20 protein-coding genes are annotated in these 21,843 nt (G+C 41.5%); 8 read left to right on the plus strand and 12 right to left on the minus strand.

Features of this window, described 5'->3' with window-relative positions; translation table 11 throughout:
* Positions 1-27: 27 nt before the first annotated feature.
* The gene (locus BFG52_RS14225; RefSeq protein WP_067557651.1) at positions 28-2,001 is read right to left on the minus strand and encodes a lytic transglycosylase domain-containing protein; all 1,974 of its coding nucleotides are present in this window, start codon (positions 1,999-2,001) and stop codon (positions 28-30) included.
* Positions 2,002-2,504: 503 nt separating this feature from the next.
* On the opposite strand from BFG52_RS14225, the gene miaB reads away from it, so the two are divergent.
* The 6 genes from miaB to BFG52_RS14255 all read left to right on the plus strand — a co-directional run bounded on the left by miaB (position 2,505) and on the right by BFG52_RS14255 (position 8,064).
* Entirely contained in the window at positions 2,505-3,962 is a 1,458-nt protein-coding gene (gene miaB, locus BFG52_RS14230; RefSeq protein ID WP_067557654.1) for a tRNA (N6-isopentenyl adenosine(37)-C2)-methylthiotransferase MiaB, read from the plus strand.
* Between the two features lie 38 nt (positions 3,963-4,000).
* Complete coding sequence (locus BFG52_RS14235; RefSeq protein WP_067557656.1) at positions 4,001-5,086, plus strand: PhoH family protein; 1,086 nt, start codon at positions 4,001-4,003, stop codon at positions 5,084-5,086.
* A gap of 16 nt (positions 5,087-5,102) precedes the next feature.
* Entirely contained in the window at positions 5,103-5,588 is a 486-nt protein-coding gene (gene ybeY, locus BFG52_RS14240) for an rRNA maturation RNase YbeY (protein WP_067559601.1), read from the plus strand.
* Between the two features lie 249 nt (positions 5,589-5,837).
* Entirely contained in the window at positions 5,838-6,503 is a 666-nt protein-coding gene (locus BFG52_RS14245) for a hypothetical protein (RefSeq protein ID WP_067557659.1), read from the plus strand.
* A 155-nt stretch (positions 6,504-6,658) separates the two neighbouring features.
* The gene (locus tag BFG52_RS14250) at positions 6,659-7,372 is read left to right on the plus strand and encodes a DUF3108 domain-containing protein (protein ID WP_067559604.1); all 714 of its coding nucleotides are present in this window, start codon (positions 6,659-6,661) and stop codon (positions 7,370-7,372) included.
* 113 nt (positions 7,373-7,485) lie between these two features.
* Complete coding sequence (locus BFG52_RS14255; RefSeq protein ID WP_067557662.1) at positions 7,486-8,064, plus strand: xanthine phosphoribosyltransferase; 579 nt, start codon at positions 7,486-7,488, stop codon at positions 8,062-8,064.
* A 112-nt stretch (positions 8,065-8,176) separates the two neighbouring features.
* Here the strand turns inward: BFG52_RS14255 and BFG52_RS14260 are convergent, their stop codons facing one another.
* The 4 genes from BFG52_RS14260 to wrbA form a co-directional block, all read right to left on the minus strand.
* On the minus strand, positions 8,177-8,860 hold the full coding sequence (locus BFG52_RS14260) for a DUF799 domain-containing protein (RefSeq protein ID WP_067557665.1): 684 nt from the start codon (positions 8,858-8,860) through the stop codon (positions 8,177-8,179).
* Positions 8,857-9,240 carry a DUF4810 domain-containing protein gene (locus BFG52_RS14265; RefSeq protein ID WP_067557668.1) on the minus strand — a complete coding sequence of 128 codons (384 nt, stop codon included), beginning with the start codon at positions 9,238-9,240 and terminating at the stop codon, positions 8,857-8,859. Before BFG52_RS14265 ends, BFG52_RS14260 begins: the two co-directional genes overlap by 4 nt.
* Before the next feature lie 38 nt (positions 9,241-9,278).
* A complete protein-coding gene (locus tag BFG52_RS14270; protein WP_407639259.1) occupies positions 9,279-9,935 on the minus strand; it encodes a CsgG/HfaB family protein in 657 nt (218 codons plus the stop codon).
* A gap of 187 nt (positions 9,936-10,122) precedes the next feature.
* Positions 10,123-10,713, minus strand: a complete 591-nt coding sequence (gene wrbA, locus BFG52_RS14275; protein ID WP_067557675.1) for an NAD(P)H:quinone oxidoreductase — start codon at positions 10,711-10,713, stop codon at positions 10,123-10,125.
* Between the two features lie 109 nt (positions 10,714-10,822).
* Here wrbA and BFG52_RS14280 point away from each other — a divergent pair, with 109 nt between their 5' ends.
* Positions 10,823-12,067: a YihY family inner membrane protein gene (locus tag BFG52_RS14280; protein ID WP_067557679.1), complete on the plus strand. Its 1,245-nt coding sequence runs from the start codon at positions 10,823-10,825 to the stop codon at positions 12,065-12,067.
* Between the two features lie 116 nt (positions 12,068-12,183).
* On the opposite strand, the gene BFG52_RS14285 is transcribed toward BFG52_RS14280, so the two are convergent.
* From BFG52_RS14285 to tig, 7 genes are all read right to left on the minus strand, one after another.
* Positions 12,184-12,462, minus strand: a complete 279-nt coding sequence (locus BFG52_RS14285) for a hypothetical protein (RefSeq protein ID WP_067557683.1) — start codon at positions 12,460-12,462, stop codon at positions 12,184-12,186.
* Positions 12,463-12,583: 121 nt separating this feature from the next.
* The gene (locus BFG52_RS14290; RefSeq protein ID WP_067557686.1) at positions 12,584-13,087 is read right to left on the minus strand and encodes a DUF6586 family protein; all 504 of its coding nucleotides are present in this window, start codon (positions 13,085-13,087) and stop codon (positions 12,584-12,586) included.
* 220 nt (positions 13,088-13,307) lie between these two features.
* Complete coding sequence (locus BFG52_RS14295; RefSeq protein WP_067557688.1) at positions 13,308-13,550, minus strand: RNA recognition motif domain-containing protein; 243 nt, start codon at positions 13,548-13,550, stop codon at positions 13,308-13,310.
* A 107-nt stretch (positions 13,551-13,657) separates the two neighbouring features.
* On the minus strand, positions 13,658-15,646 hold the full coding sequence (locus tag BFG52_RS14300; RefSeq protein WP_067557691.1) for an ATP-dependent helicase: 1,989 nt from the start codon (positions 15,644-15,646) through the stop codon (positions 13,658-13,660).
* A 302-nt stretch (positions 15,647-15,948) separates the two neighbouring features.
* Complete coding sequence (gene clpX, locus BFG52_RS14305; RefSeq protein WP_067557694.1) at positions 15,949-17,262, minus strand: ATP-dependent Clp protease ATP-binding subunit ClpX; 1,314 nt, start codon at positions 17,260-17,262, stop codon at positions 15,949-15,951.
* A 36-nt stretch (positions 17,263-17,298) separates the two neighbouring features.
* Positions 17,299-17,907, minus strand: a complete 609-nt coding sequence (clpP, locus tag BFG52_RS14310; protein WP_067557697.1) for an ATP-dependent Clp endopeptidase proteolytic subunit ClpP — start codon at positions 17,905-17,907, stop codon at positions 17,299-17,301.
* A gap of 189 nt (positions 17,908-18,096) precedes the next feature.
* Positions 18,097-19,431 (minus strand): trigger factor, encoded by a 1,335-nt coding sequence (tig, locus tag BFG52_RS14315; RefSeq protein WP_067557700.1) that lies wholly within the window; start codon positions 19,429-19,431, stop codon positions 18,097-18,099.
* A gap of 660 nt (positions 19,432-20,091) precedes the next feature.
* Here tig and leuA point away from each other — a divergent pair.
* A complete protein-coding gene (leuA, locus tag BFG52_RS14320; RefSeq protein ID WP_067557703.1) occupies positions 20,092-21,789 on the plus strand; it encodes a 2-isopropylmalate synthase in 1,698 nt (565 codons plus the stop codon).
* Positions 21,790-21,843 lie beyond the last annotated feature (54 nt).

A 21,843-nucleotide genomic window follows, 5' to 3' on the forward strand; every position in this document is an offset into this window, starting at 1 on the left:
TAGATTGCCACAACCTCATGTTGAGTATTATTGAAAACGTACAGGAATATTTGGCATACGACTCTCAATAACCTGTGGACCTTGTTGCAATAAAATGCCGTAATGCACTGCATTACTCATGACATTTTTAACATAGTCGCGTGTTTCAGCCAAAGGAATTGCTTCAACATACTGGTCAGCGGCTAAACTTTGTGTATCGGGTTGCCAACGTTTGGCACGATTGGGACCCGCGTTATAGCCTGCTGTTGCCAAGACTGGGTTTGCACTCAACTGATTTTGAATCATGGATAAATAATAAGTGCCATAACGGATGTTGGTATTACTGTCTGTTAATGCTGCCGGGTTATATGACTCACCCATTTGACGAGCCACCTGCTTGGCGGTATTGGGCATGATTTGCATTAGACCACCTGCGCCCACATGTGACCGTGCCGCGGTGACAAAACGGCTTTCTTGGCGCATAAGACCATAAGCCCATGCTGGGTCAATGCCCACATTACGGCTATGATTGACCACTGTAGTTTGATGCGGCGTGGCATAACGATACGCATAGTTATGTTTATTGCTGGTGCGCTCCGCTGCATAGATCGCACGGTCATACCAGCCCATTTCGGTTGCACGTTTCGCCGCTGCCAATAACAAACCATCGTCATGTTTGAGGTAGGCTTGGCGCACTGCCCAGTTCCACTCTCGATTGACATAGCTGGCAGGTGCATTGATATTACGCAGCGTAAAAGCACGTCTAAAATGAATATCTTGATCCAAACGTTGTAGATCACTATGACTCGGTTGCTCGGCAGGCGGTGATTGATAATAACGTTGTCCCAAATGATCTTTGGCGAGTAGGTTATGATAGTCATCGCCAGCATTGGCGAGTTTTTGATAGATACCCTGTGCAGTTTGCTTGGACTGTGCATCATTGCGGGCATCATAGGCACGCGCCAACCAATATTGCCAACGGTCTTCTTGCTTTTGTGTCACACTCATTTGTTCAATCGCAAGTAATACACTATTCCAACGACCAAAACGAATGGCTTGACGGGCATAAATTTCTGCTTCTTCTTCAGTAAACGGTACGCCATAACTGGCGTCAAATTGGTTCAGCACTTCGATATTAAAATTATTTTTCATGACTGTTGTGCCACCGATATACGCAACAGTTCGAGATAAATATTTTTGTACATCGGTGGGTAAACCTTGCTGTACCCGAGGCAAAGTTTGTAAAGCTGAGTTTAAATCGCTATCTGCTGTTCGTCCTAAGGCAAAGACCAAGTAAGCATAATCGGTTAAGCTTTCTTTCGGTGCAGTCCACAGGTAATTGAGCGGATTGGCTTGAATTTGATTGAGTTGTGCCAAAGATAGATTCAAGCCAATACTTTGCGCAGTGGCGATGGCTGGACCTGATTGCCCAGCACGGAGTTGGGCATAAAGACGTTGTTGCCGATCACTACTGGTCAATAAAGAACTCGATAACATCATCCGACCGAGACCATGACAAGATTCTGGCTGACTATTGGTGGTTAACCAAACATCTTTGTATTCTGCGAATACCAGCTCATCACCAGTTTTGGCACGGACTTGTGCGACAGCACAGCGTTCTGCTTGGTCTGGATTGGTCACATAAGGCAATACAGGCTGAGCATCGCTAAATGCAGCCATTTTAACTTTTTCTTCAACAAAATCAGCAGCAAGTTTTTCTGACATCGCAGCATTGGGGTAACGCTGTGCAAAGTGAATAATTGCATTGGCAGGTTGGGTGGCCAGATTGCTATTGAGCGTCCAATATTCTGGATAATAGCCCAACACATCATCTTGCATGCTGGCACTGTATTGTTGCAATTGACTGATATTACCTGCATTGGCAGCACGTAAAGCATCATTAAATTGCTGTTCAGCGGCAATAACGGCACTACTCCCTAGCGCCCAAAAACTAAGTAAATATATTTTTATTGAACGTTGATAAAAATAACGAGAAACCCATCTTATTTGTTCAACCTGCATAACTTGCCTTTAATTACCTTAGCAATTTTAGATGCTTAGTTTAATTTGTCTGATCCTTGCCTACTGTTCTGTTGTGTAACCTTATGATTAATACGCATAAAATAATACAAGCATGCAGTGACAAATTACGATTTAATCCATTTTTTTGTGTATAGGTTTGATCGTTTACAGATGCACCCCACACAAAATACCATCTCATCCTTCAAGTAACATATAGCTTAATCGATAACAGCATGTTTGAAAAACATATTTGAAGAACTTGGTTTTGATCAAGCTAACTTTTAAAAACTGGCTTTGAAAACTAAATTCGCGCGTGATGCCACGAAAAAATAGCAGTATCATTAGCTTATCAGCAAAAAAATATTGATTGCAAAACTACAAATACAAATAGATGATTTAAATTGCATCCTCTACGGCTAAATGCTGTAAAATATGCCGCTTTTCTAGCGACGAGTCGAAAGACGACTTAGCCCGATTTCGCTGTTATTCGTAAAGGAGCCTGTATGACGGTTCAAACCTTCATCCCCTCTGTTGCCAAAGCTGCCTCAGAAAACACTGTCCACCAGCCACAGCACAGCCTTGTTCAATCTACAACAGTTAAAAAGCTGTACATAGAAACACAAGGTTGTCAGATGAATGAGTACGACAGTCACCGTATGGCAGACCTTTTAGGCGACTCACATGGATATGTCCTCACCAATGATCCCAATGAAGCAGACATCTTATTGATGAATACTTGCTCAATTCGTGAAAAAGCCCAAGAGAAAGTTTTTTCTGAATTAGGTCGTTGGCGCAAACTGAAACAAAAAAATCCTGACCTCGTCATTGGTGTGGGGGGGTGTGTTGCATCTCAAGAAGGCGACAACATTCAAAAACGTGCCCCCTATGTCGACATGGTGTTTGGACCACAAACCTTGCACCGTTTGCCGCAAATGCTTGACCAACATCAAGAACAGATTGAAAAACCTAAACAAGCAAAAATTCGTTTGGTTGATATTTCATTTCCTGACATTGAAAAATTTGATTTCTTACCAGAACCGCGTGTTGAAGGTCACAAAGCTTTTGTGTCCATCATGGAAGGTTGCTCAAAATACTGCTCTTTCTGTGTGGTACCGTATACCCGTGGTGAAGAAGTTTCACGTCCACTCGATGACGTTTTAGCAGAAATTGTCAGCCTTGCTGAAAAAGGCGTGCGGGAAGTGTCTCTGTTGGGACAAAACGTCAATGGCTATCGCGGTGAAACCTTCGATGGTGAAATCTGTAACTTTGCACAATTACTGCGTTTGGTTGCTGAAATCCCAGGCATTGGTCGTATTCGCTATACCACCTCGCACCCCTTAGAATTCTCTGAAGAACTCATTGAATGCTATCGTGATCTACCACAAATGGTGTCTCATTTGCATCTGCCGGTACAAAGCGGCTCCAATGCGGTGCTGCAAGCAATGAAGCGCAACCATCATATTGATGTCTATATCGAGAAGATTGCCAAATTACGTAAAGTTCGCCCAGATATGCATTTGTCCAGTGACTTTATCATTGGCTTTCCTGGCGAAAGCGATGAAAATTTCGCGGAGACCTATCAGTTTATTCAAGATCTCGATTTCGACCATTCCTATAGCTTTATCTACTCCAAACGTCCCGGTACACCCGCAGCAGAGCTGGCGGATGACACGCCTGAAGATGTGAAAAAGCAACGTCTTGCCATGGTACAACAGTGGATCAAACAATCCAGTATTCGTAAAACCGATGCCATGTTAGGAAGCATTCAACGCGTCCTCATCGAAAAAGTGTCTGACAAAAATCCAGACTTATTGGTGGGCACTGCTGACAATACACGCCTAGTAACATTTATTGGCGATCCCGCATGGGTTGGGCGTTTCGCGGAAATTGAGATTACTGAAATCAAAACTTTAAATTTAGTTTATGGTGAACTCTTGAATCTTGAACCCGACGTGGCGTAATGTAGGCACATAACATAACAACCCCCAAAGGATATCTCTTGACTGCAACGATTCGACGTACAGTAACTTTTCCTGGTGTTTCATTGGAACGTTTACAAAGTATGCTGGGTGCATATAACGGTCATTTGAAACAAATCGAGCAACGTTTAAATGTCAGTATTTCCCATCGCGGTGATATTTTTGCTGTAGATGGGGAACTTGATGCCGTGGAGCGGGCAGAAAGTTTATTACAACGCCTCTACCTAGAAGCCGAAACGGCATCACAAATTAGCGCAGATACTTTACATCTGATGATTCAAGGCAGCCAAACAGATCGAGAGTTACAAGAAGACCTCGATCAGGAGCACACTGGATTAGATGAAGTCTGGTTACAAACCCGTAAAGGACGTATCAATCCACGTGGCGCCAACCAAAAACGCTACGTACAACGTATTTTGCAAAGTGATATTTCTTTTGGGATCGGTCCAGCAGGGACAGGTAAAACCTACCTTGCTGTGGCCGCCGCAGTCGATATGTTGGAACGTAATGAAATCCAACGTATTTTACTGGTACGCCCCGCCGTGGAAGCCGGTGAAAAACTTGGTTTTCTACCAGGTGATTTGAGTCAGAAAATTGACCCTTATCTACGCCCACTGTATGACGCTTTATATGAAATGCTTGGCTTTGAAAAAGTCGCCAAACTGATTGAGCGCCAAATCATCGAAGTGGCACCGCTGGCCTATATGCGAGGTCGTACACTGAACCATTCTTTTGTCATTTTAGACGAAGCCCAGAATACCACCCCAGAACAAATGAAAATGTTCTTAACCCGACTCGGTTTTGGTTCTCGCGCTGTTATTACTGGAGACATCACACAAGTCGACTTACCCCGCGGTCAACAATCTGGTCTCGCGCATGCTTTGCGTGTACTGGAGAAGGTCTCGGAAATTCATATTACCCGCTTTCATTCACGTGACGTAGTCCGTCACCAGCTGGTACAAAAAATTGTCGAAGCCTATGAAGGTTGGGACAGTGAGCAACATCGACTTTCAGCTGAAGCCCGTGCCGAACGTAAAGCGCGTCAAGAGGCATTAGAAGCCGAAAATGATGCCGCTGCAGATGCACAGCACCAAAGCCCAGTTTAGTTTTAAAGGATTGATTTTGAAACTCAGCCTCTCTGTACAACAGCCCTTTCAAGCACCAAATTTGGTGCTGAAACGGGGCTATCTCAAAAAAGTAATTTTAACTGCATTGCAACATCTAGATATTGAACAAGACTGTGAAATTGGCATTGCTTGTGTTGATGAACAGCAAAGCCAAACATTAAACGCAACCTATCGTCAAAAAAACAAACCGACCAATGTGCTGTCTTTTCCAAGCGAAGTTCCTGAATCGGTACTGCCAATGCTTGCAGCCAGACCTCTGGGTGATTTGGTGATTTGTATTCCCGTTGTTCTCGCTGAAGCGGAACAGCAGCAGAAAACAGCATTGGAGCATTTTAGCCATATGCTGGTACATGGCACACTACATTTATTGGGCTATGATCATGAAACCAGTGAACAAGATGCCGAAGAAATGGAAGCGTTAGAAATCGCTATTTTACATAAACTTGGCTATGACGATCCCTATACCGTAATAGAGCCTTAACCTAAACAACATCACAGCCCAAACCATGCCTAACATTTCCACAGGGATTGCTTAGGCATCTCGCCAACAACATCACATTTTATATTCAACAGCCCAAAACTAGTTTATACTGGGCAGCCTTTTGCTGGTGAAATGTTCTTCCTGGCAAGACTTCATAAAATAAACCTGTGCCAACTGACATGGCCTTGACAGCACCAGTATGTATGCTCGCTTGCTTGCGTCATACCACGATTTTGGGATTTACAGACGATGTCAAATTTTATAAGTAAAATTGTTCAGCAAGTTCAAAGTGTTTATGAAAAAGCTGAAAACTTTATTGAAGAAGAAAGACGCTTCCCCATCTCGCAAGAATTCCTAAATGCCACACTAAAGCGTTATGTCACAGACAATGTCTCGTTTATTAAAGATTTACATGCCGACTTGCACGATGATTGGCTACGTCTCTATGCCACGATCGATATTGCAGGTTTATATACGGTGTTGTCTGTCGACCTCAAGTTACTGCAAATGCTAATGAATAAGGACCAGCAACTTATTGTCTTTGAACAAATAAGCCAAACTCAAGTGCTCGAAGCCAAATTCGAAAAACTCTGGTTAAAATGGGCATTTTATAGTGCCATCTTTGTTTATCATAAAATTTTAAAACGCGACCCTCTCGGTCCAATTCTACAAAAATATGACATTGTGGAAGTCAAAGATGAACTCCTGCATCTCAGCCTAAACCGTTGGTTAGGTAAATCTGCTGCGATTATTGACACCCTCAATAAAGTCAATATCAATCACGCTACGGTTGCAGAAGAACAGCTCTACGTCTATGGCAATGTCAATATTGCTGCGCTATTCAATAAACTTGAGCAAAATACTGAAAAAACAGTTACATCTCCTATAGAAAACGATGAAATCGTGAGTGAATAACAACTGTTCGATAATTGTTCTCCATCTATAAATGCTGTGTGCTTAACACCTTGATCGGTGTATGATTATTTGCAGTATTTAATACATTGCTTTAATTTTTTATCCTTAATTCAATGTAATGATACATATTGCTCAAGCAAACAGGTGATATCGAGATGACAACCCTATTGAAGAAACATTCTAAAAAATTTAAATCGTTTTTTGCTGTGGGCGCTTTCTTAGTATTCGGCAGCCTTTCTAGTAACAGTTATGCCTTAAGCCCATTTAATGCCACCTATCAATTTTCTTATAATGGCAAAAACATGGGAACAGCCACACGTAGTTTGAGTCAAAATGGCAATCAATGGGTATATAGCTTTAGTGCCAAAGCTGCCGCGATTGCCTCTGCCAATGAAACCAGCCGTTTTAGCCTCAATAATGGCAAAATCACCTCAAGTAGTTTTAGTCGTTCAAGTAAAATTCTAGTACATAACAATACTCTGAATATTCAATTTAACCCGACAGCCAAAACCATTAACACCAAAAAAGACAGCAAATCGCGTAGTTTTGCGTGGCGAGATGGCGTACTAGATGAACTCAATGCCGAATTACAAGTACGTGAAGATCTGAAAGGTTCTGGCTTAAAGGGCACCTATTATATTGCCGATGCCAAAAGTGTCGATGCACGCCAATTTGTAAATCAGGGTAAAGAAAATATCAAAACGCCTTATGGTACCTTTGAAACCATTAAAGTATTACTCAAACACAATAAGGCAGATAAAAATTCAGTGTTCTGGCTAGCCCCACAATTGGACTACCTTCCTGTCAAAATGAGTCACCAAGATGGCAAGACTTCTTATAGTTTATTACTGACTTCTTATAAGAAATAAGCCGAATTGCATAAATTCTCACAATTCTCTGTAATTTCGACTTGCATTTTTCCAGTTGCTTTTTAAAATACGCTTTTGCTTTAAACAGCAACTGGCCATAGAGGACTCTCCCCGTGCATGCGCTCGAACAGAAAATTTTAGCGGAAGGCATCGTTTTATCTGATCAGGTTCTAAAAGTCGATTCTTTTCTCAATCATCAAATTGACCCCGTGCTTATGCAACTAATCGGTCAGGAGTTTGCACGTCGCTTTAAAGATGCAGGCATTACCAAGATCATCACCATCGAAGCTTCTGGTATAGCACCAGCAGTGATGGCAGGTTTAGAGTTAGGTGTTCCAGTTATTTTTGCACGTAAATACCAGTCTCTTACCTTAAAAGATGATTTATATCGTTCTAAAGTATTTTCTTTTACGAAGCAAACTGAAAGCACGATTGCAATTTCCAATAAACATATCAATGCCAATGACAAAGCCTTGGTAATTGACGACTTCTTAGCCAATGGTCAAGCAGCCTTAGGTTTGGCCGATCTCATTCACCAAGCAAATGCTGAAGTGGTCGGTATCGGGATTGTGATTGAAAAATCCTTCCAACCGGGTCGTGAATTATTATTAGAGCAAGGCTATCGTGTTGAATCCTTAGCCCGCGTTAAATCACTCAACAACGGTACAGTTGAATTTGTGCACGAAGACTAAGTATCTTCAACCCACTTTAAAAAACGCCCTAATGAAAATTAAGGCGTTTTTTTTTGCTGAGCTCAAAAACAGCATGCATATAGCACAGCAAAGATACTGCTCAAGACATGCACTATCTCATTTCAGCCTGTTTGGCATACTCTGGTGAACGCGGACCAAACAGTAAGCCCTGTCCTGGTCTCGTTGGCGTTGGTGTAAATAAAGCATGGCTCATACTGGTCGCCAAAGGATAAGCGCGATCTTGTAGATTATTGGCAATCTGATCGACCAATGCACCAATCAACGCCCCCAGCAGTCCAGAGTCGTTGTTATTCCCCGTATCAGTCACAGACTTTTTACCTTGCCATAAGACAGTACCGGTTTTTAAATCTACCAGTTTGGCTTCAACCGCAACTTTCACCACACTCTGTATGACCTGATAGCTCGCACCATAGTCTTTAATACGGATATACAATGCTGCATCCGCACCAAAAATCTGCTGCAGTTTAGCAGGATCAATCGACTGTGCTTCAGCGGGTAGATGTACGCCATTTTCCTGAAACATGCGATCAACCACAGCCATTGGAAAAACGTAATAACCTGCATTTGCGACAGGTACACTGACTGTAGACCAGACCGTATAACTTGCTTTGACATCTGGTGAATCATTTACCGGTGGCAATACCAAGATGGAGCGCGGCATATAAGCTTGATAAGCACTAACATCCTTACTGGGTATCGTGCTACTCGGTAATTGACAGGCACTCAGTCCCAAACAGGTCACCACGACCGATAACAGCGCAAAAGTTTTGTTCATGATTTTACGCCACCTTTACCAGCAACACCTTTACCAGCCATTTTATCTAGAAACTGTTTCATCAAGATTCTAGACTCGGGATAGCTTTGCGCTTCGAGCTCAAAATATGTCGCGGCTTTATCGGCATTGTTTAGCTCTAGATACATCAAACCCAAATGCGCATAAATACCGGGTGCCACCCCGATATTACCCGCTCTTGCTTTCTCTATATCGGCTTCTAAAACTGCAATTTGTGCGGCAGGCGTTGCTTTTTCTGACTTGTTATACATTAAATACGTCTGAGCTGGATAACTGCCCCAATAGTATTGAGGTTTAGTACTTTCCATCGTGCTACAACCAACAACAAAGCTAGTCAATAATAGCAATATTAAAATTCTCATGAATTTCTCTTTATTGAGTAATTATCGAAATTAAATAATTATCGAATAACCCAGCGTTGATTCTGAATATCTGCAACCACATGATTTACCGCTTCACGTACCGCCAAATCCAATACCTTACCATTTAATGTCGAGTCATAAGATGCCGTGGTACCAAAACCAAGTACTTCACGTGCACTTAAAGCATATTCCCCTGCACCTTGTACCGAGTGCACAACTTGTGAAGTCTGTACATCCAAAATATTGAGATTGACTTTGGCATATGCGACTTGTTGTTTTCCACGCCCTAAAATACCAAATAATTGCTGGTCACCAACTTCTTTACGACCAAATTCAACTACATCCCCAGTAATCACATAACGTGCACCACGGATATTTTGTGCACTTTTATTGAAACCCGCTTCTTGCTGTAGTTCAGATAAATTATCGCGGTTTAATACCGCAAAATATCCACTCTGCTGTAAATGCGTTTCTAGAATTGTTTTCGCTTGCCCTCCTAGACGATCTACATTGTCGCTAAAAATGCCGCGCATATAACTGGAACGATTGTCAAATTTACCAATAGAAACCGGTGTTTTCGGACCTTGATATGCTGGTGCGGTTGCAGCTGTCACTTGTGGGCTTTGAATTGTACGTGAGGTCTCTGTTGTACTACAACCTGCTGCGACTAAGGCGCTGAACAGTACGCCACTCATTAAATATTTATTCATAATAACTCTTATCGATTGATCAAACAGACCTGACATATCTTGAGGCAACGCACAAATGCTGTTGCCATCACAAATAATAACTTATTTTTCAATTCTTAAGCGTTACTAATGTTAAAAATAAATAATGTGATACATATCACTACATTATCAGCTTTAGCCTCTCTTCAAAGCATTAAATAAGCTTTTTAGCTATTTCAGCTAAATATTTACCCTGCTCAAAACATAAGGATTTTTCATCAGCACTCAGACTTTGATCATGCCTTGGACCGCTCACATGACTAGCACCATAAGGCGTTCCGCCAGTTTTGGTATTGGATAATGCTGGATTGGCATTCTTGAGCCCCAGCAAAAGCATGCCGTGGTGAAACAAAGGTGGGAGCATGCTGAGTAAGGTGCTTTCTTGACCGCCATGCATTGAACCTGAGCTGGTAAAGACACAAGCAGGTTTCCCATGTAAGGCACCATTGAGCCATAAACTGGTGCTTTGATCCCAAAAATACTTCATTTCACTGGCCATATTGCCAAAACGAGTCGGTGAGCCCAAGGCTAAACCTGCACATCCGGCTAAATCATCTAAACTACAATAAATATCGCCATCTGCTGGAATACTTGCGGCGGCAATTTGTGTCTCGGTTGTTATATTCGGTACAGTACGTATTTTAACAGCCATGCCCGCAGCTTCTATGCCATCTGCAATTAAATGTGCCATTTGTTTGGTTGCACCATATTTACTGTAATATAAAACCAAAATGTAAGTTTGCATGATCATGTTAAATTAAGTCAAAATTGGAACTATACGATATTTTCATGCTTTTTTAATCTGCGGACCGATTGGAAATGTAAAAATTTAATAGCGGCATTAAGGCAATGACATGCAAAACTATTTAAAAAAACTTCCCTTCTATAACCAAACATGGTTGCAATTCATCATATTTGTGATTAAACGCTTTGAGGCAGATCGTTGCCGCGAACAAGCCGGATCACTTACCTATACCACCTTATTTGCGGTGGTACCCATGCTGACCGTTTTCTTGGTGATTATCTCTTCGATTAAAGCCTTAGAACCAGCACGCCAACAATTACAGCAATTAATTTATAGTAATTTCTTACCCAAAACGACCATTGCCTTTGATAAAGCTCTCAACGCTTTTACTGCAAAATCGAGTAACTTAACCATTATTGGTATTTTATTTCTGTTTTTCACCACCGTCATGATGTTAATGAGCATTGAAACCGCATTTAATCGCATCTGGCGGGTGAGAGAAACACGTGGTGGTTTAATTGGTTTTATGCGTTATTGGACCATTATTTCACTTGGTCCGATTTTATTAGGCAGTGCTTTTGTTATTTCTTCTACAGTTGCATCACTAAATCTACTCAGTAATAACTTTGTCGGTTATCAGGTAGATGGCGCAATGTTATTTTGGTGTCTATCCTTTGCATTAACTACGCTTGGTTTTTTTATTTTATATTGGATGATTCCAAATTGTACCGTACCCGCAAAAGCTGCTTTTATTTCAGGCTTATTTAGCGCTACGGTATTTGAGTTGATTAAAAATTTATTTGGATTTTTAATGACGAATTTCACCAGCTATGAAATCGTTTATGGTGCTTTTGCCGCTTTACCAATTTTCTTATTATGGATTTTCCTGTCTTGGAATATTATTTTATTGGGTGTTGAAATCTGTTATGCATTAACAGCATTTAGCTCAGATAAAATCCAAACACGCCATCCAACGCTGATGTTACTCGACTTATTAGAGCTATTTTATAATAAACAAAAACGCGGTGAGGCAGTCAGTGATCAAGAGGCTCTTGCTGTATTGGGACGTGAAGAAATTGGTCGTTGGCCGAGTTATGCGCTCATGCTACAAAAGCAAAACTTAATTAAAATTACTGATGACAACCGTTATGTCTTGGTACGAAATTTATCACAGATCGATTTTTGGAGCTTTTGCAAAGCCTTACCTTATCCACTCCCCAGACGTAGTGATGTGGGGAATGTTCATCCTGATGATGTTTGGATTCAACGCATTGGACCAGCATTGATTGATAGTGATGACTATCTTGCAGCCAAACTGTCCATTCCTTTAGCGACCATTTTTGAAAGCAAATAGTTTTTAAATGTGGCTTTTAAGAATAAATAGCCCTATTTGGCTTTAAGTTGATAAAAATATGGAAGCAAGCACAATGATATCGTGCTTGCTTTTGATCAATGCGCCTGCATGATGATTTAGCTAAAATAGCGAGGCTGCTCGTCTACAACTTGGGCTTGCCATTGATTGACTTGCTTTTCAAATAAGGCAAACAAAGCAGCTTGGATCATATGTTGCGCCAATACCGGTGTCTGATCACCGAGCATTGCTTGAATGTCTTGATTAAATTGAATGGTTACCAATGGGTCTTGTTCAGAGCCTGCATTACGTAATGCCATTTCACCATTCTCGAGTTGAACCAACTCAAGAACCACTTCCTGATTGCCAAATAATTCTTTTAGCTGCTCTATTGTCATAAATCCTCCAAGCTCAACGTCGGTCGAGACAATACACCTGTGTCTTGAGTAGGTCGGGTTCTCGTTAAGATTAATATATCAGGACGCAACTTGCTAATTTCAAGTCATATCGTCATGAATATCAAAACTCAACCATTTCATTGCGAAAACCATCGATCAATTGGCTTAACGCCTGATGCCAATCACGAATGATTTTGGTGTCTGGCAACCACGCTTGTGCGCTTTGCGTGACTTTAATAATTAAATGTGAAGATGTTTCTTGTTCTGGTTGTGGTGCACTGGGTTCTGGTGCATACATACACATCCGATGTGCGTGTTGTAATTCAGCAATAAAGCCTTGTTGGGCTAAACGCTGCAAAATGGTAATTTCTGGTGAAACTTGTCCTTTTGCCTGTAATTGACTTTCTATCGACTTTAAACTCGGTGCACTATCTTGCAAACGATAATAGCGCACCAGCTCTTGTAAAAAAGCCTGTAAAGCCCCCTGCAAATGGAATACGGCAGCCTCTTGATTGGCCTGCGCTTGCTGTTTATGTTCGAGTGTTTCAGCTTGTTGGCATGCGAGTCGAGCAAAATAAAGTTTCTGATTGGTTCGATCAGCATGATAACGCGCAACACGAGACATAACATAATTCCAAGTAGTAGGATGAGCTGTACATTTAGCCTAATCACTCTGCTGCGAAAGTAAAAGTGTTTTTTCGATAGATTGAACAGCATTTGTGCGAAAAACAATGCTCAACCACAGTACTTTCATGACAGCACTTACTCAAACTGTAGCAGTGACACTGTGAGTAATACTACAAAATATTGCATAAAGCACTTTTACACAACAGTTTAACTGCAACTTATTTATCTTCTGCTGCCTTGACACGAATGCCTATACCTTTAACTTTTAAAGTATTTAGACCTTTAATTGCCTGAACGGCCTGACGAGGATCTGCCATTTCCACAAAACCAAAACCCTTGGACTTACCCGTTACTTGATCCAATACCAAGGCACACGATGTTACCTCACCATAGGGCTCAAATAATGCCAACAACTCTGCTTCGGTGATTGAACGCTCTAAATTACGAACTAAAATTTTCATGAACCTACCTAATCGCTGCGAACAAACATGAACATACATGCTGATGCATTATAAAAAACAACTTAACATCCCATCAGATGCCAAGCCCAAACAACAAAGTGTTAAGTTTAGTCGAGATCAAGACCAAAATCTAAAGCTAATTTGTCAGATTGTCGAGCATGCGTAAATGACGGCTGCTGAGCGCGGTGAATAACACTGCCACAGAGCGCACGAGGTAAGTCATTGAGAAAATAGCTTGCCAATGGTCGACCATGTTCATCAAAGCGCTGTGTTGCCCAAACAGATAAATTTTGTTTGGTTAAAATCAACTCATTTTGTGCCCGTGTCAGCGCAACATATAATACTCGACGCTCCTCCTCAATGGCAGCAAAATCCTCTTGGGCACGTGCATGCGGATAATGTCCTGGGCTAACATTTGCCACATAGCACACTTTTTGTTCCGCCCCCTTTGCCGAATGTACTGTAATGATCGTCAGTACATCTTGTTCTTCTAAACGCTCAACCTCACTAATCGAGATCGGTTCCAGCACATATTCCTCTAAGAACTCACTAAGCTGTACATGCTTTCCTGCCAATTGCAACAATAAATCAAAGTCTTTCAAACGCTTAGACCAATCCTTCTTGGCATAATTCTCAGACAACTGTGCTTTTAACGCGTCTATAGCAAGCTGAACGCAAACCGCAACTTGCTGTTGTAAAACAGCCATCTGCTTCATGATCAGAATGGTTTCAACAGGAATACGCCCAAAACTTTGCAAAATATCAGCCTGTGCCAACTGTTCGGGTTGCGCCAACAATTGCTGGGTTAATTTCCCTGCTCCCACATCGCCCACCCCATTCCATAGGGTTAGAAAACGCATCCACGCAATATCATCATTGGGATTGGCAATCACGCGTAATAAGCTCATTAAATCTTTGACATGTGCCGTCTCCAGCAACTTCATACCACCGATAAACCGATAGGGTACATTGGCTTGTATGCAGGCAGCCTCGATATGACGTGCGGCAAAGGCAGAACGGACTAAGACCATATGTGCATGCCAAGGCGCAGCATCTTGCACATGACGTTGTTTGATATCCTGTACAATCCATGCCGCTTCCTCAAACTCATTGGGGAAAATATGCAGTCTGGGCTTAATTCCTTCACCACGCTGTGCAACCAAGGCTTTGTCATATTGCACAGGGCTTTGAGCTAACAGCCAATTCGACAAATCTAAAATTTCTTGGGTAGAGCGATAATTTTTTTCTAATTTATAAATTTCAGCATCTGGCACTCGATCTTTAAAATGATGAATATTTTCAAAGTCAGCACCACGGAAAGCATAAATAGACTGCGCATCATCTCCCACACAGAATAAACTCACATGTGCACTCAGTGGCGCTAAGATTGCCCATTGCAAAGGATTGGTATCCTGCATCTCATCGACCAGCATATAAGGAAATAAACGAGCAACTTCAGCCACTAAAGCAGGAGATTGCGCCAAAGCTGCTGCAACGACAGCCAAGATATCGTCATAATCTAAAAAATTACGCTCACGTTTGCGTTGTTCATATTGCTGCATGACTGCGGCAATTTCTGTTTTATGTGCAAGGTAGTCGGGTAATTGTTTTTCCAGTGCAATACTGAGTTTTTGTCTGGTATTGCGTGCATAGGAATACAAATCACAAAGCTGCTGTGGCTTGGGCATTTGATTATTTTGACGATTGGAATCCTCTTTGCCCCGCAACAAACGAAAAATCATCAACTGATCATCACGATCTATAATCGAAAACTGCGTTAAACCAAACACCTTGGGCATACGGCGCAATAAATACATACAAAAAGTATGGAATGTCGAAGCACGCAGACCTTTTGCAGCATCCCCCATGGTCAAATGCACCCGACTCACAATCTCGCTGGCTGCGCGTCGAGTAAATGTGAGTATCTGAATATTTTGTGCTGCGACGCCTTGCTCAATCAAATAGGCTGCCCGCGCCACAATGGTTTTGGTCTTACCGCATCCAGCACCCGCCAAAATCAAACAATGCTTGGCAGAGGTCGTTGCTGCAATACGCTGCTGAGGATTTAACTGCTCAATCAGATTGTTTAGGCTCATAGCGACTCTTACTGTAAAACAAGCTGCTAGTGTAACCTTTATCACGGTAAAATTTCATCTAAACGCTGCATCGCTACCAGGTTATGACCCTGTTGCAAATTATGAGCAAGTTCAATGCACTGATGGTTTATTTAAAAATCGTGATGGATGCTACAGCACTCAGCTGATTTTAAAAACAAAGCTTAGTTTAAAGGCAGAACGTAAATACAAAACTTTGCTTAAAAACAAAAAATAGCTGAAACATCATAAAAAAAGAGCCGGGTAAACAGGGTCTACACGGCTCTTTTCTGCGGCTCAAGATATTAAGCCGACTTTGTACTCAATACCTTTAGATCCGTTTTGGATGGATCTTTTTCAGTATTTTTTTTCGGTTGACGTTCCGGCTGATAGGTCGGTGCGGCATGCTCGGTAATCACTTGCTCATGAATAACAACAGTCCCAACATCATCACGCATCGGCAGATCATACATGGTTTCTAACAATACATTTTCTAAAATAGAGCGTAGACCACGTGCGCCTGTATTACGTTCCAAAGCTTTTTGTGCGACAGCGCGTAATGCAGCATCTTCAAAAATAAGATCGACATCTTCCATTTCAAAAAGATATTGATATTGACGTGTTAATGCATTTTTTGGCTCAGTCAAAATCTGCATTAAGGCGTCTTCATCAAGCTCATCTAAAATTGCCAACACGGGCAAACGACCAATGAACTCAGGAATCAAACCAAATTTAACCAAATCGGTTGCTTCGACTTGACGGAATAATTCAGATGCTTTTTTAGTGTCATCTTTACTACTAATGTCTGCTGTAAAACCAATACCGCCTTTTTCTTGACGTTGTTGTACGATTTTTTCCAGCCCAGCAAAAGCGCCACCACAAATAAACAAGATATTTGCGGTATCAATTTGAATGAATTCTTGCTGTGGATGCTTACGACCACCTTGCGGAGGAATAGATGCCACAGTCCCTTCAATCATTTTCAATAGCGCTTGTTGCACCCCTTCACCCGACACATCACGGGTAATCGATGGGTTTTCAGACTTACGTGTGATTTTATCAATCTCATCGATGTAAATAATACCTTTCTGGGCTTTTTCTACATCGTAGTCTGCTTTTTGCAATAGCTTCTGTACAATATTTTCAACATCTTCACCCACATAACCCGCTTCGGTCAATGTGGTGGCATCTGCCATGGCAAAGGGTACATCAAGCAAGCGTGCTAAAGTTTGTGCCAATAACGTCTTACCAGAACCTGTAGGTCCAATTAATAAGATATTACTTTTGGCAATCTCAACCACATCATCTTTTTTATGTGTATTCACTGCTGCTTTTAAGCGCTTATAATGGTTATAAACAGCAACAGAAAGCGTTTTCTTGGCAACATCTTGGCCAATCACATATTGATCCAGTGAAGCACGAATTTCATGCGGTTTTGGTAATGGGCGCGTTGCCCAATCACCGTGGTCAACTTGTTGACTGGTTTGCACCAAATCCAAGCAAACATCCACACATTCATTACAAATGTATGCATCCTCGCCTGCAATCAACTTGCCGACTTCAGACTGCGTCTTACCGCAAAATGAACAATGTTTTTGTCCTTTAGAATGCTCGGACATTTCTACTCCAAATCTGTATCTTGTATTTAAAGTTGATTATTCTGGACGTTTGGATAATACGGCATCGACCAAACCATACTCTTTGGCTTGTTGTGCAGTCATAAAGTTATCACGATCCGTATCACGTGCAACCGTTTCATAGTCTTGACCACTGTGTTCAGCCATCAAGCGATTTAAACGTTCTTTAATAAATAGAATTTCACGTGCATGAATTTCAATATCAGAAGCTTGACCACGGAAACCACCCAAAGGTTGGTGAATCATGACACGCGCATTTTCTAAACAATAACGTTTACCCGCAGCACCCGCATTGAGCAGAAACGCTCCCATCGATGCAGCCTGTCCCATACAATAGGTCACTACATCGGGTTTAATAAATTGCATGGTGTCATAAATGGCCATCCCTGCAGTCACTGAACCACCAGGTGAATTGATATAAAGATGAATGTCTTTATCTGGGTTTTCTGCCTCTAAGAACAACATTTGTGCGACAATCAAATTCGCCATGTTGTCTTCTACTTCACCCGTTAAAAAGATAACACGGTCCCGCAATAATCTTGAAAAAATATCAAAAGAACGCTCACCACGTGAGGATTGCTCTACAACAACAGGTACTAAAGCATTTTCAATCATTGGAACATACATACGCTATTTATTCCTGAATTTTTAATTCTCAAACTCATTGCCACAATATGCGTGAAAATAAAAGAAAATGCAAAATATTCACCCCGAATTCTCAAATATTTTTTCCTCACTTTTAAACAGATAACGCTTATGTAACAACACTATAACAAAATAGGCGCATATAGCGCCTATTTTGTACTATGGCTTTAATTAGCCTTGTTGGCGAGCTTGTTGCTCTTTCAACAATTCGTCATAGCTTACCACGGTATCAGTCACTTTCGCTGTTGCTAAGATGTGATCAACAACTTGGTCTTCTAATACAACTGCTTCAATTTGCGCACGTTGCTGTTGGTCATTTTTGAAGTATTCAATCACTTCCGTTGGATCTTCATAAGAAGAAGCCATATCTTCGATATATGCTTCAACGCGTGCAGCATCAACTTCTAAGTTGGCATCAGCCAAAACTTTGCTGACCAAAATACCCAATTTAACAGATTTTTCAGCTTGTTCTTTAAACAACTCATCTGGCAACATGCTGCTATCAAATGCTTTGGCACCTTGTGCACCAAACTGTTGTGTGAACTGCTGAATCATTTGTTGACGTTGACGATCAATCTCTTGTGCCAACATTGCGTTTGGAACTTCAACCTCGTTTGCAGCAACCAATGCATCAAACGCAGCGCCTTTCACTTGGTTACGTAAGCCATTTTTAACTTCACGTTCCATGTTCTTACGGACATCTGCTTTTAATTTATCAATTCCATCTTCTTCAGAAATACCAAAGATTTCTAAGAACTCAGCATCAATTTCCGGTAATTTTGGTTTTTCAACCAATTTTACATTGATTTTAAATTGAGCAGCTTTACCAGCAAGATTTTCAGCTTGATAGTCTTCAGGGAATGTTACATCGATAACTTTCTCTTCGCCTTTTTTCATGCCGATAATGCCATCTTCAAAGCCTGGAATCATGCGACCAGAACCCAATACCAATTGGAAATCTTGCGCAGAGCCACCTTCAAATTTTTCACCATCAATGCTCCCTTCAAAATCGAAAGTCACTTGCATGTCTTTTTTCGCCATACCTTTGGTTTCTACCCAAGTTTGACGTTGTTTTTGCAAGTTTTCGAGCATCGCATCTACGTCAGCATCTTTGATTTCGCTAGATTTACGTTCAATCTCTAGACCATCAAAAGCTTTCACTGCAACTTCTGGATAAACTTCAACAGTTGCTTCATAGACTAAAGCATCGTCTTTGTTTTCGACTTTCTCAATGTTCGGCATGCCGACTGCATTGATTTTTTCTTGTTGGATTGCTTCAAAAACCGTATCACGAATCAAATCGTTTACGACTTCTTGGTAAATACCTGCACCATATTCACGGCGAACAACGTTTAAAGGCACCTTACCTTTGCGAAAGCCATTGATCTTCGCAGTTTTGGCAGTGCGTTTTAAACGAGCCTCAAATTGCTCGTTGACACGGCTCGTCGGTACAGAAACATTTAAACGACGGGCAACGCCCGAAACCGCTTCAGAAGTTACTTGCATGGCTTCCTCTATATCTTTAGTCATCAAAACAGTTTTAAAAAAAGTGCTACATTATATGCCAACATTTATAGATATACAAAATAGTAAACCTGCTTTCAGCAACCAAGATAAAATATTATTTTATTTCAATAGATTACCAATCGGATCACTCACTATTCTTCTATAAGACTGTAATGTTCGCTGTAATTCTGTAGTCACTTCAGAAATTTGCATAGAATAGTCTTGTATTTTAAATATATTTTCAAGCAAATCTGCAAATTTAAGCAACTTAAAATAAGATTTCCTCGAAAAACAACAGTCTTCTGTTGTTTTTCGCTTTATTGCAGACGATATTTTCTGTGCGTTGTAGCACAACCAGAATGATCGCAAAAAATTTCATGATTCAAGGCATTTAGCAATTGACAGGACCTCAGCGATCACGTAATTTTAGGGTCATGAATACTATCCCAACTATTCTCGCCCTCCTCCCTTTATCAGATCTATCTTTGCATCTGATGCGTATGCTGCGCGTTGCGCGCATATAATTTTTTTACAGCCAGTCCTTGGCTATCGCCCTAACAACAAATTGTATTTAACCGTATTGAAAATAGATAAAATCTAGTGCCATACATTGCCTAAAGCAGTCCGATCTGTAGGTAATGTAAAGCAAGGAGTTCTGAAATGATGTTGGCTGATCCAAGTAAAAAATACCGTCGCATGTACCAACGCGTCGATTTGCCCGACCGTCAATGGCCGAATAAAGAAATCGAGCAGGCACCACTTTGGATGAGCACAGATCTCCGTGACGGTAACCAAGCTATTTTTGAACCCATGAACATTGAGCAAAAATTTAAAATGTTTCAAATGTTGGTCAAAATTGGCTTTAAACATATCGAAATCGGCTTCCCGTCTGCATCACAAATTGATTTTGACTTTACCCGTAAACTCATTGAAGAAAACCATATTCCAGATGATGTTTATATTGAGGTATTGGTGCAGGCTCGTGATCACTTGATCGAACGAACTTTTGAAGCATTGGCTGGTGCAAAACGTGCAATCGTGCATATCTATAATGCCAACTCACCGACTTTTCGTAGCAAAGTATTAAATGTCGATATTGCTGGTGCCAAAGCATTGGCGGTAAATGCTGCCGAAAAAGTAAAACATTATGCGGCACAATATCCAGCAACAGAGTGGATCTTCCAATATAGCCCAGAATGTTTCAGTGCTACTGAGCTTGAAGTTGCCAAAGACGTCTGTGACGCCGTAACTGAAATTTGGGATGCACGCCCAGAGCATAAAGTCATTCTCAATTTACCTGCGACAGTCGAAGTCTCAACCCCAAATGTTTATGCCGATCAAATCGAATGGATGCATCGTAATATTGCCCGTCGTGATGGCGTATTGATTTCGGTACATTGTCATAATGACCGTGGCTGTGGTATTGCAGCCTCTGAACTTGCCATTATGGCAGGCGCTGATCGGGTCGAAGGCTGTGTCTTTGGTAATGGTGAACGTACCGGTAACGTTGATATTGCAGCCATCGCCTTAAATATGTATAGCCAAGGGGTTGCACCGCTTTTAGATTTTTCGAACATCAATGAAATCATTGCCACCATTGAAGAATGCACCGGTTTACCCGTACACCCGCGCCATCCTTATGCAGGGGACTTGGTCTTTACTGCCTTCTCTGGTTCACACCAAGATGCCATCAAAAAAGGGTTCGAGTTCCAAAAAGACCAAGACATTTGGGATATGCCTTATTTACCGATTGATCCCAAAGATTTGGGACGCGACTATGATGCGGTGATTCGTGTCAACAGCCAATCTGGTAAAGGCGGCATTGCGTATCTCTTAGAATCGCATTATAACGTTTCCTTGCCGCGCCGCTTACAAATCGAGTTCTCACAAGTGGTACAGCAAGTAACCGATGAAGAAGGGACTGAAATTACCGCCCAAGAAATTTGGAAACTCTTCAAAAAAACCTATGTCGAGAGTAAAGATGGCGCATACCGCACAGAAAGCTATAAACTTTCTGATCAAGATGGTAAACAAGTCATTGAATTACAGCTCAATATAGACGGTGAGTCGCGTCAGATTCGCGGTGAAGGTAATGGTCCAATCTCAGCCATTTTAGATGCACTTCAACTACCGATTGATGTTCTCAATTATGAAGAACGCAGTATCAGTGCAGGTGCAAGTGCCAAAGCTTTGGCCTTGCTAGAAGTACAGATTAAAGGGACTGGACGTTCAACATTTGGTGCGGGTGTACACGATAATATTGTCACCTCATCGATTGAAGCGATTATGTCTTGCATCAATCGCTTGATCGCCCAAGGCGTATTAGACAAATCTCAACTCGGTGCGGCCGCGGTTTAGCTGTCAGCCGAATAAATATTTTGACAGGATGAGACTATCGCCATCCTGTCAAAA

Origin of the sequence: Acinetobacter larvae (assembly GCF_001704115.1) — a bacterium.
GTDB classification, from domain to species: Bacteria; Pseudomonadota; Gammaproteobacteria; order Pseudomonadales; family Moraxellaceae; genus Acinetobacter; species Acinetobacter larvae.

What these genes read in the sequence shown, in the direction of transcription:
- BFG52_RS14225 (WP_067557651.1), bottom strand. Translation starts at nt 2,001, where the DNA reads ATGCAGGTTGAACAAATAAGATGGGTTTCTCGTTATTTTTATCAACGT.
- miaB (WP_067557654.1), top strand. Translation starts at nt 2,505, where the DNA reads ATGACGGTTCAAACCTTCATCCCCTCTGTTGCCAAAGCTGCCTCAGAA.
- BFG52_RS14245 (WP_067557659.1), top strand. Translation starts at nt 5,838, where the DNA reads ATGTCAAATTTTATAAGTAAAATTGTTCAGCAAGTTCAAAGTGTTTAT.
- BFG52_RS14250 (WP_067559604.1), top strand. Translation starts at nt 6,659, where the DNA reads ATGACAACCCTATTGAAGAAACATTCTAAAAAATTTAAATCGTTTTTT.
- BFG52_RS14260 (WP_067557665.1), bottom strand. Translation starts at nt 8,860, where the DNA reads ATGAACAAAACTTTTGCGCTGTTATCGGTCGTGGTGACCTGTTTGGGA.
- BFG52_RS14265 (WP_067557668.1), bottom strand. Translation starts at nt 9,240, where the DNA reads ATGAGAATTTTAATATTGCTATTATTGACTAGCTTTGTTGTTGGTTGT.
- BFG52_RS14270 (WP_407639259.1), bottom strand. Translation starts at nt 9,935, where the DNA reads ATGAGTGGCGTACTGTTCAGCGCCTTAGTCGCAGCAGGTTGTAGTACA.
- wrbA (WP_067557675.1), bottom strand. Translation starts at nt 10,713, where the DNA reads ATGCAAACTTACATTTTGGTTTTATATTACAGTAAATATGGTGCAACC.
- BFG52_RS14280 (WP_067557679.1), top strand. Translation starts at nt 10,823, where the DNA reads ATGCAAAACTATTTAAAAAAACTTCCCTTCTATAACCAAACATGGTTG.
- BFG52_RS14285 (WP_067557683.1), bottom strand. Translation starts at nt 12,462, where the DNA reads ATGACAATAGAGCAGCTAAAAGAATTATTTGGCAATCAGGAAGTGGTT.
- BFG52_RS14290 (WP_067557686.1), bottom strand. Translation starts at nt 13,087, where the DNA reads ATGTCTCGTGTTGCGCGTTATCATGCTGATCGAACCAATCAGAAACTT.
- BFG52_RS14295 (WP_067557688.1), bottom strand. Translation starts at nt 13,550, where the DNA reads ATGAAAATTTTAGTTCGTAATTTAGAGCGTTCAATCACCGAAGCAGAG.
- BFG52_RS14300 (WP_067557691.1), bottom strand. Translation starts at nt 15,646, where the DNA reads ATGAGCCTAAACAATCTGATTGAGCAGTTAAATCCTCAGCAGCGTATT.
- clpX (WP_067557694.1), bottom strand. Translation starts at nt 17,262, where the DNA reads ATGTCCGAGCATTCTAAAGGACAAAAACATTGTTCATTTTGCGGTAAG.
- clpP (WP_067557697.1), bottom strand. Translation starts at nt 17,907, where the DNA reads ATGTATGTTCCAATGATTGAAAATGCTTTAGTACCTGTTGTTGTAGAG.
- tig (WP_067557700.1), bottom strand. Translation starts at nt 19,431, where the DNA reads ATGCAAGTAACTTCTGAAGCGGTTTCGGGCGTTGCCCGTCGTTTAAAT.
- leuA (WP_067557703.1), top strand. Translation starts at nt 20,092, where the DNA reads ATGATGTTGGCTGATCCAAGTAAAAAATACCGTCGCATGTACCAACGC.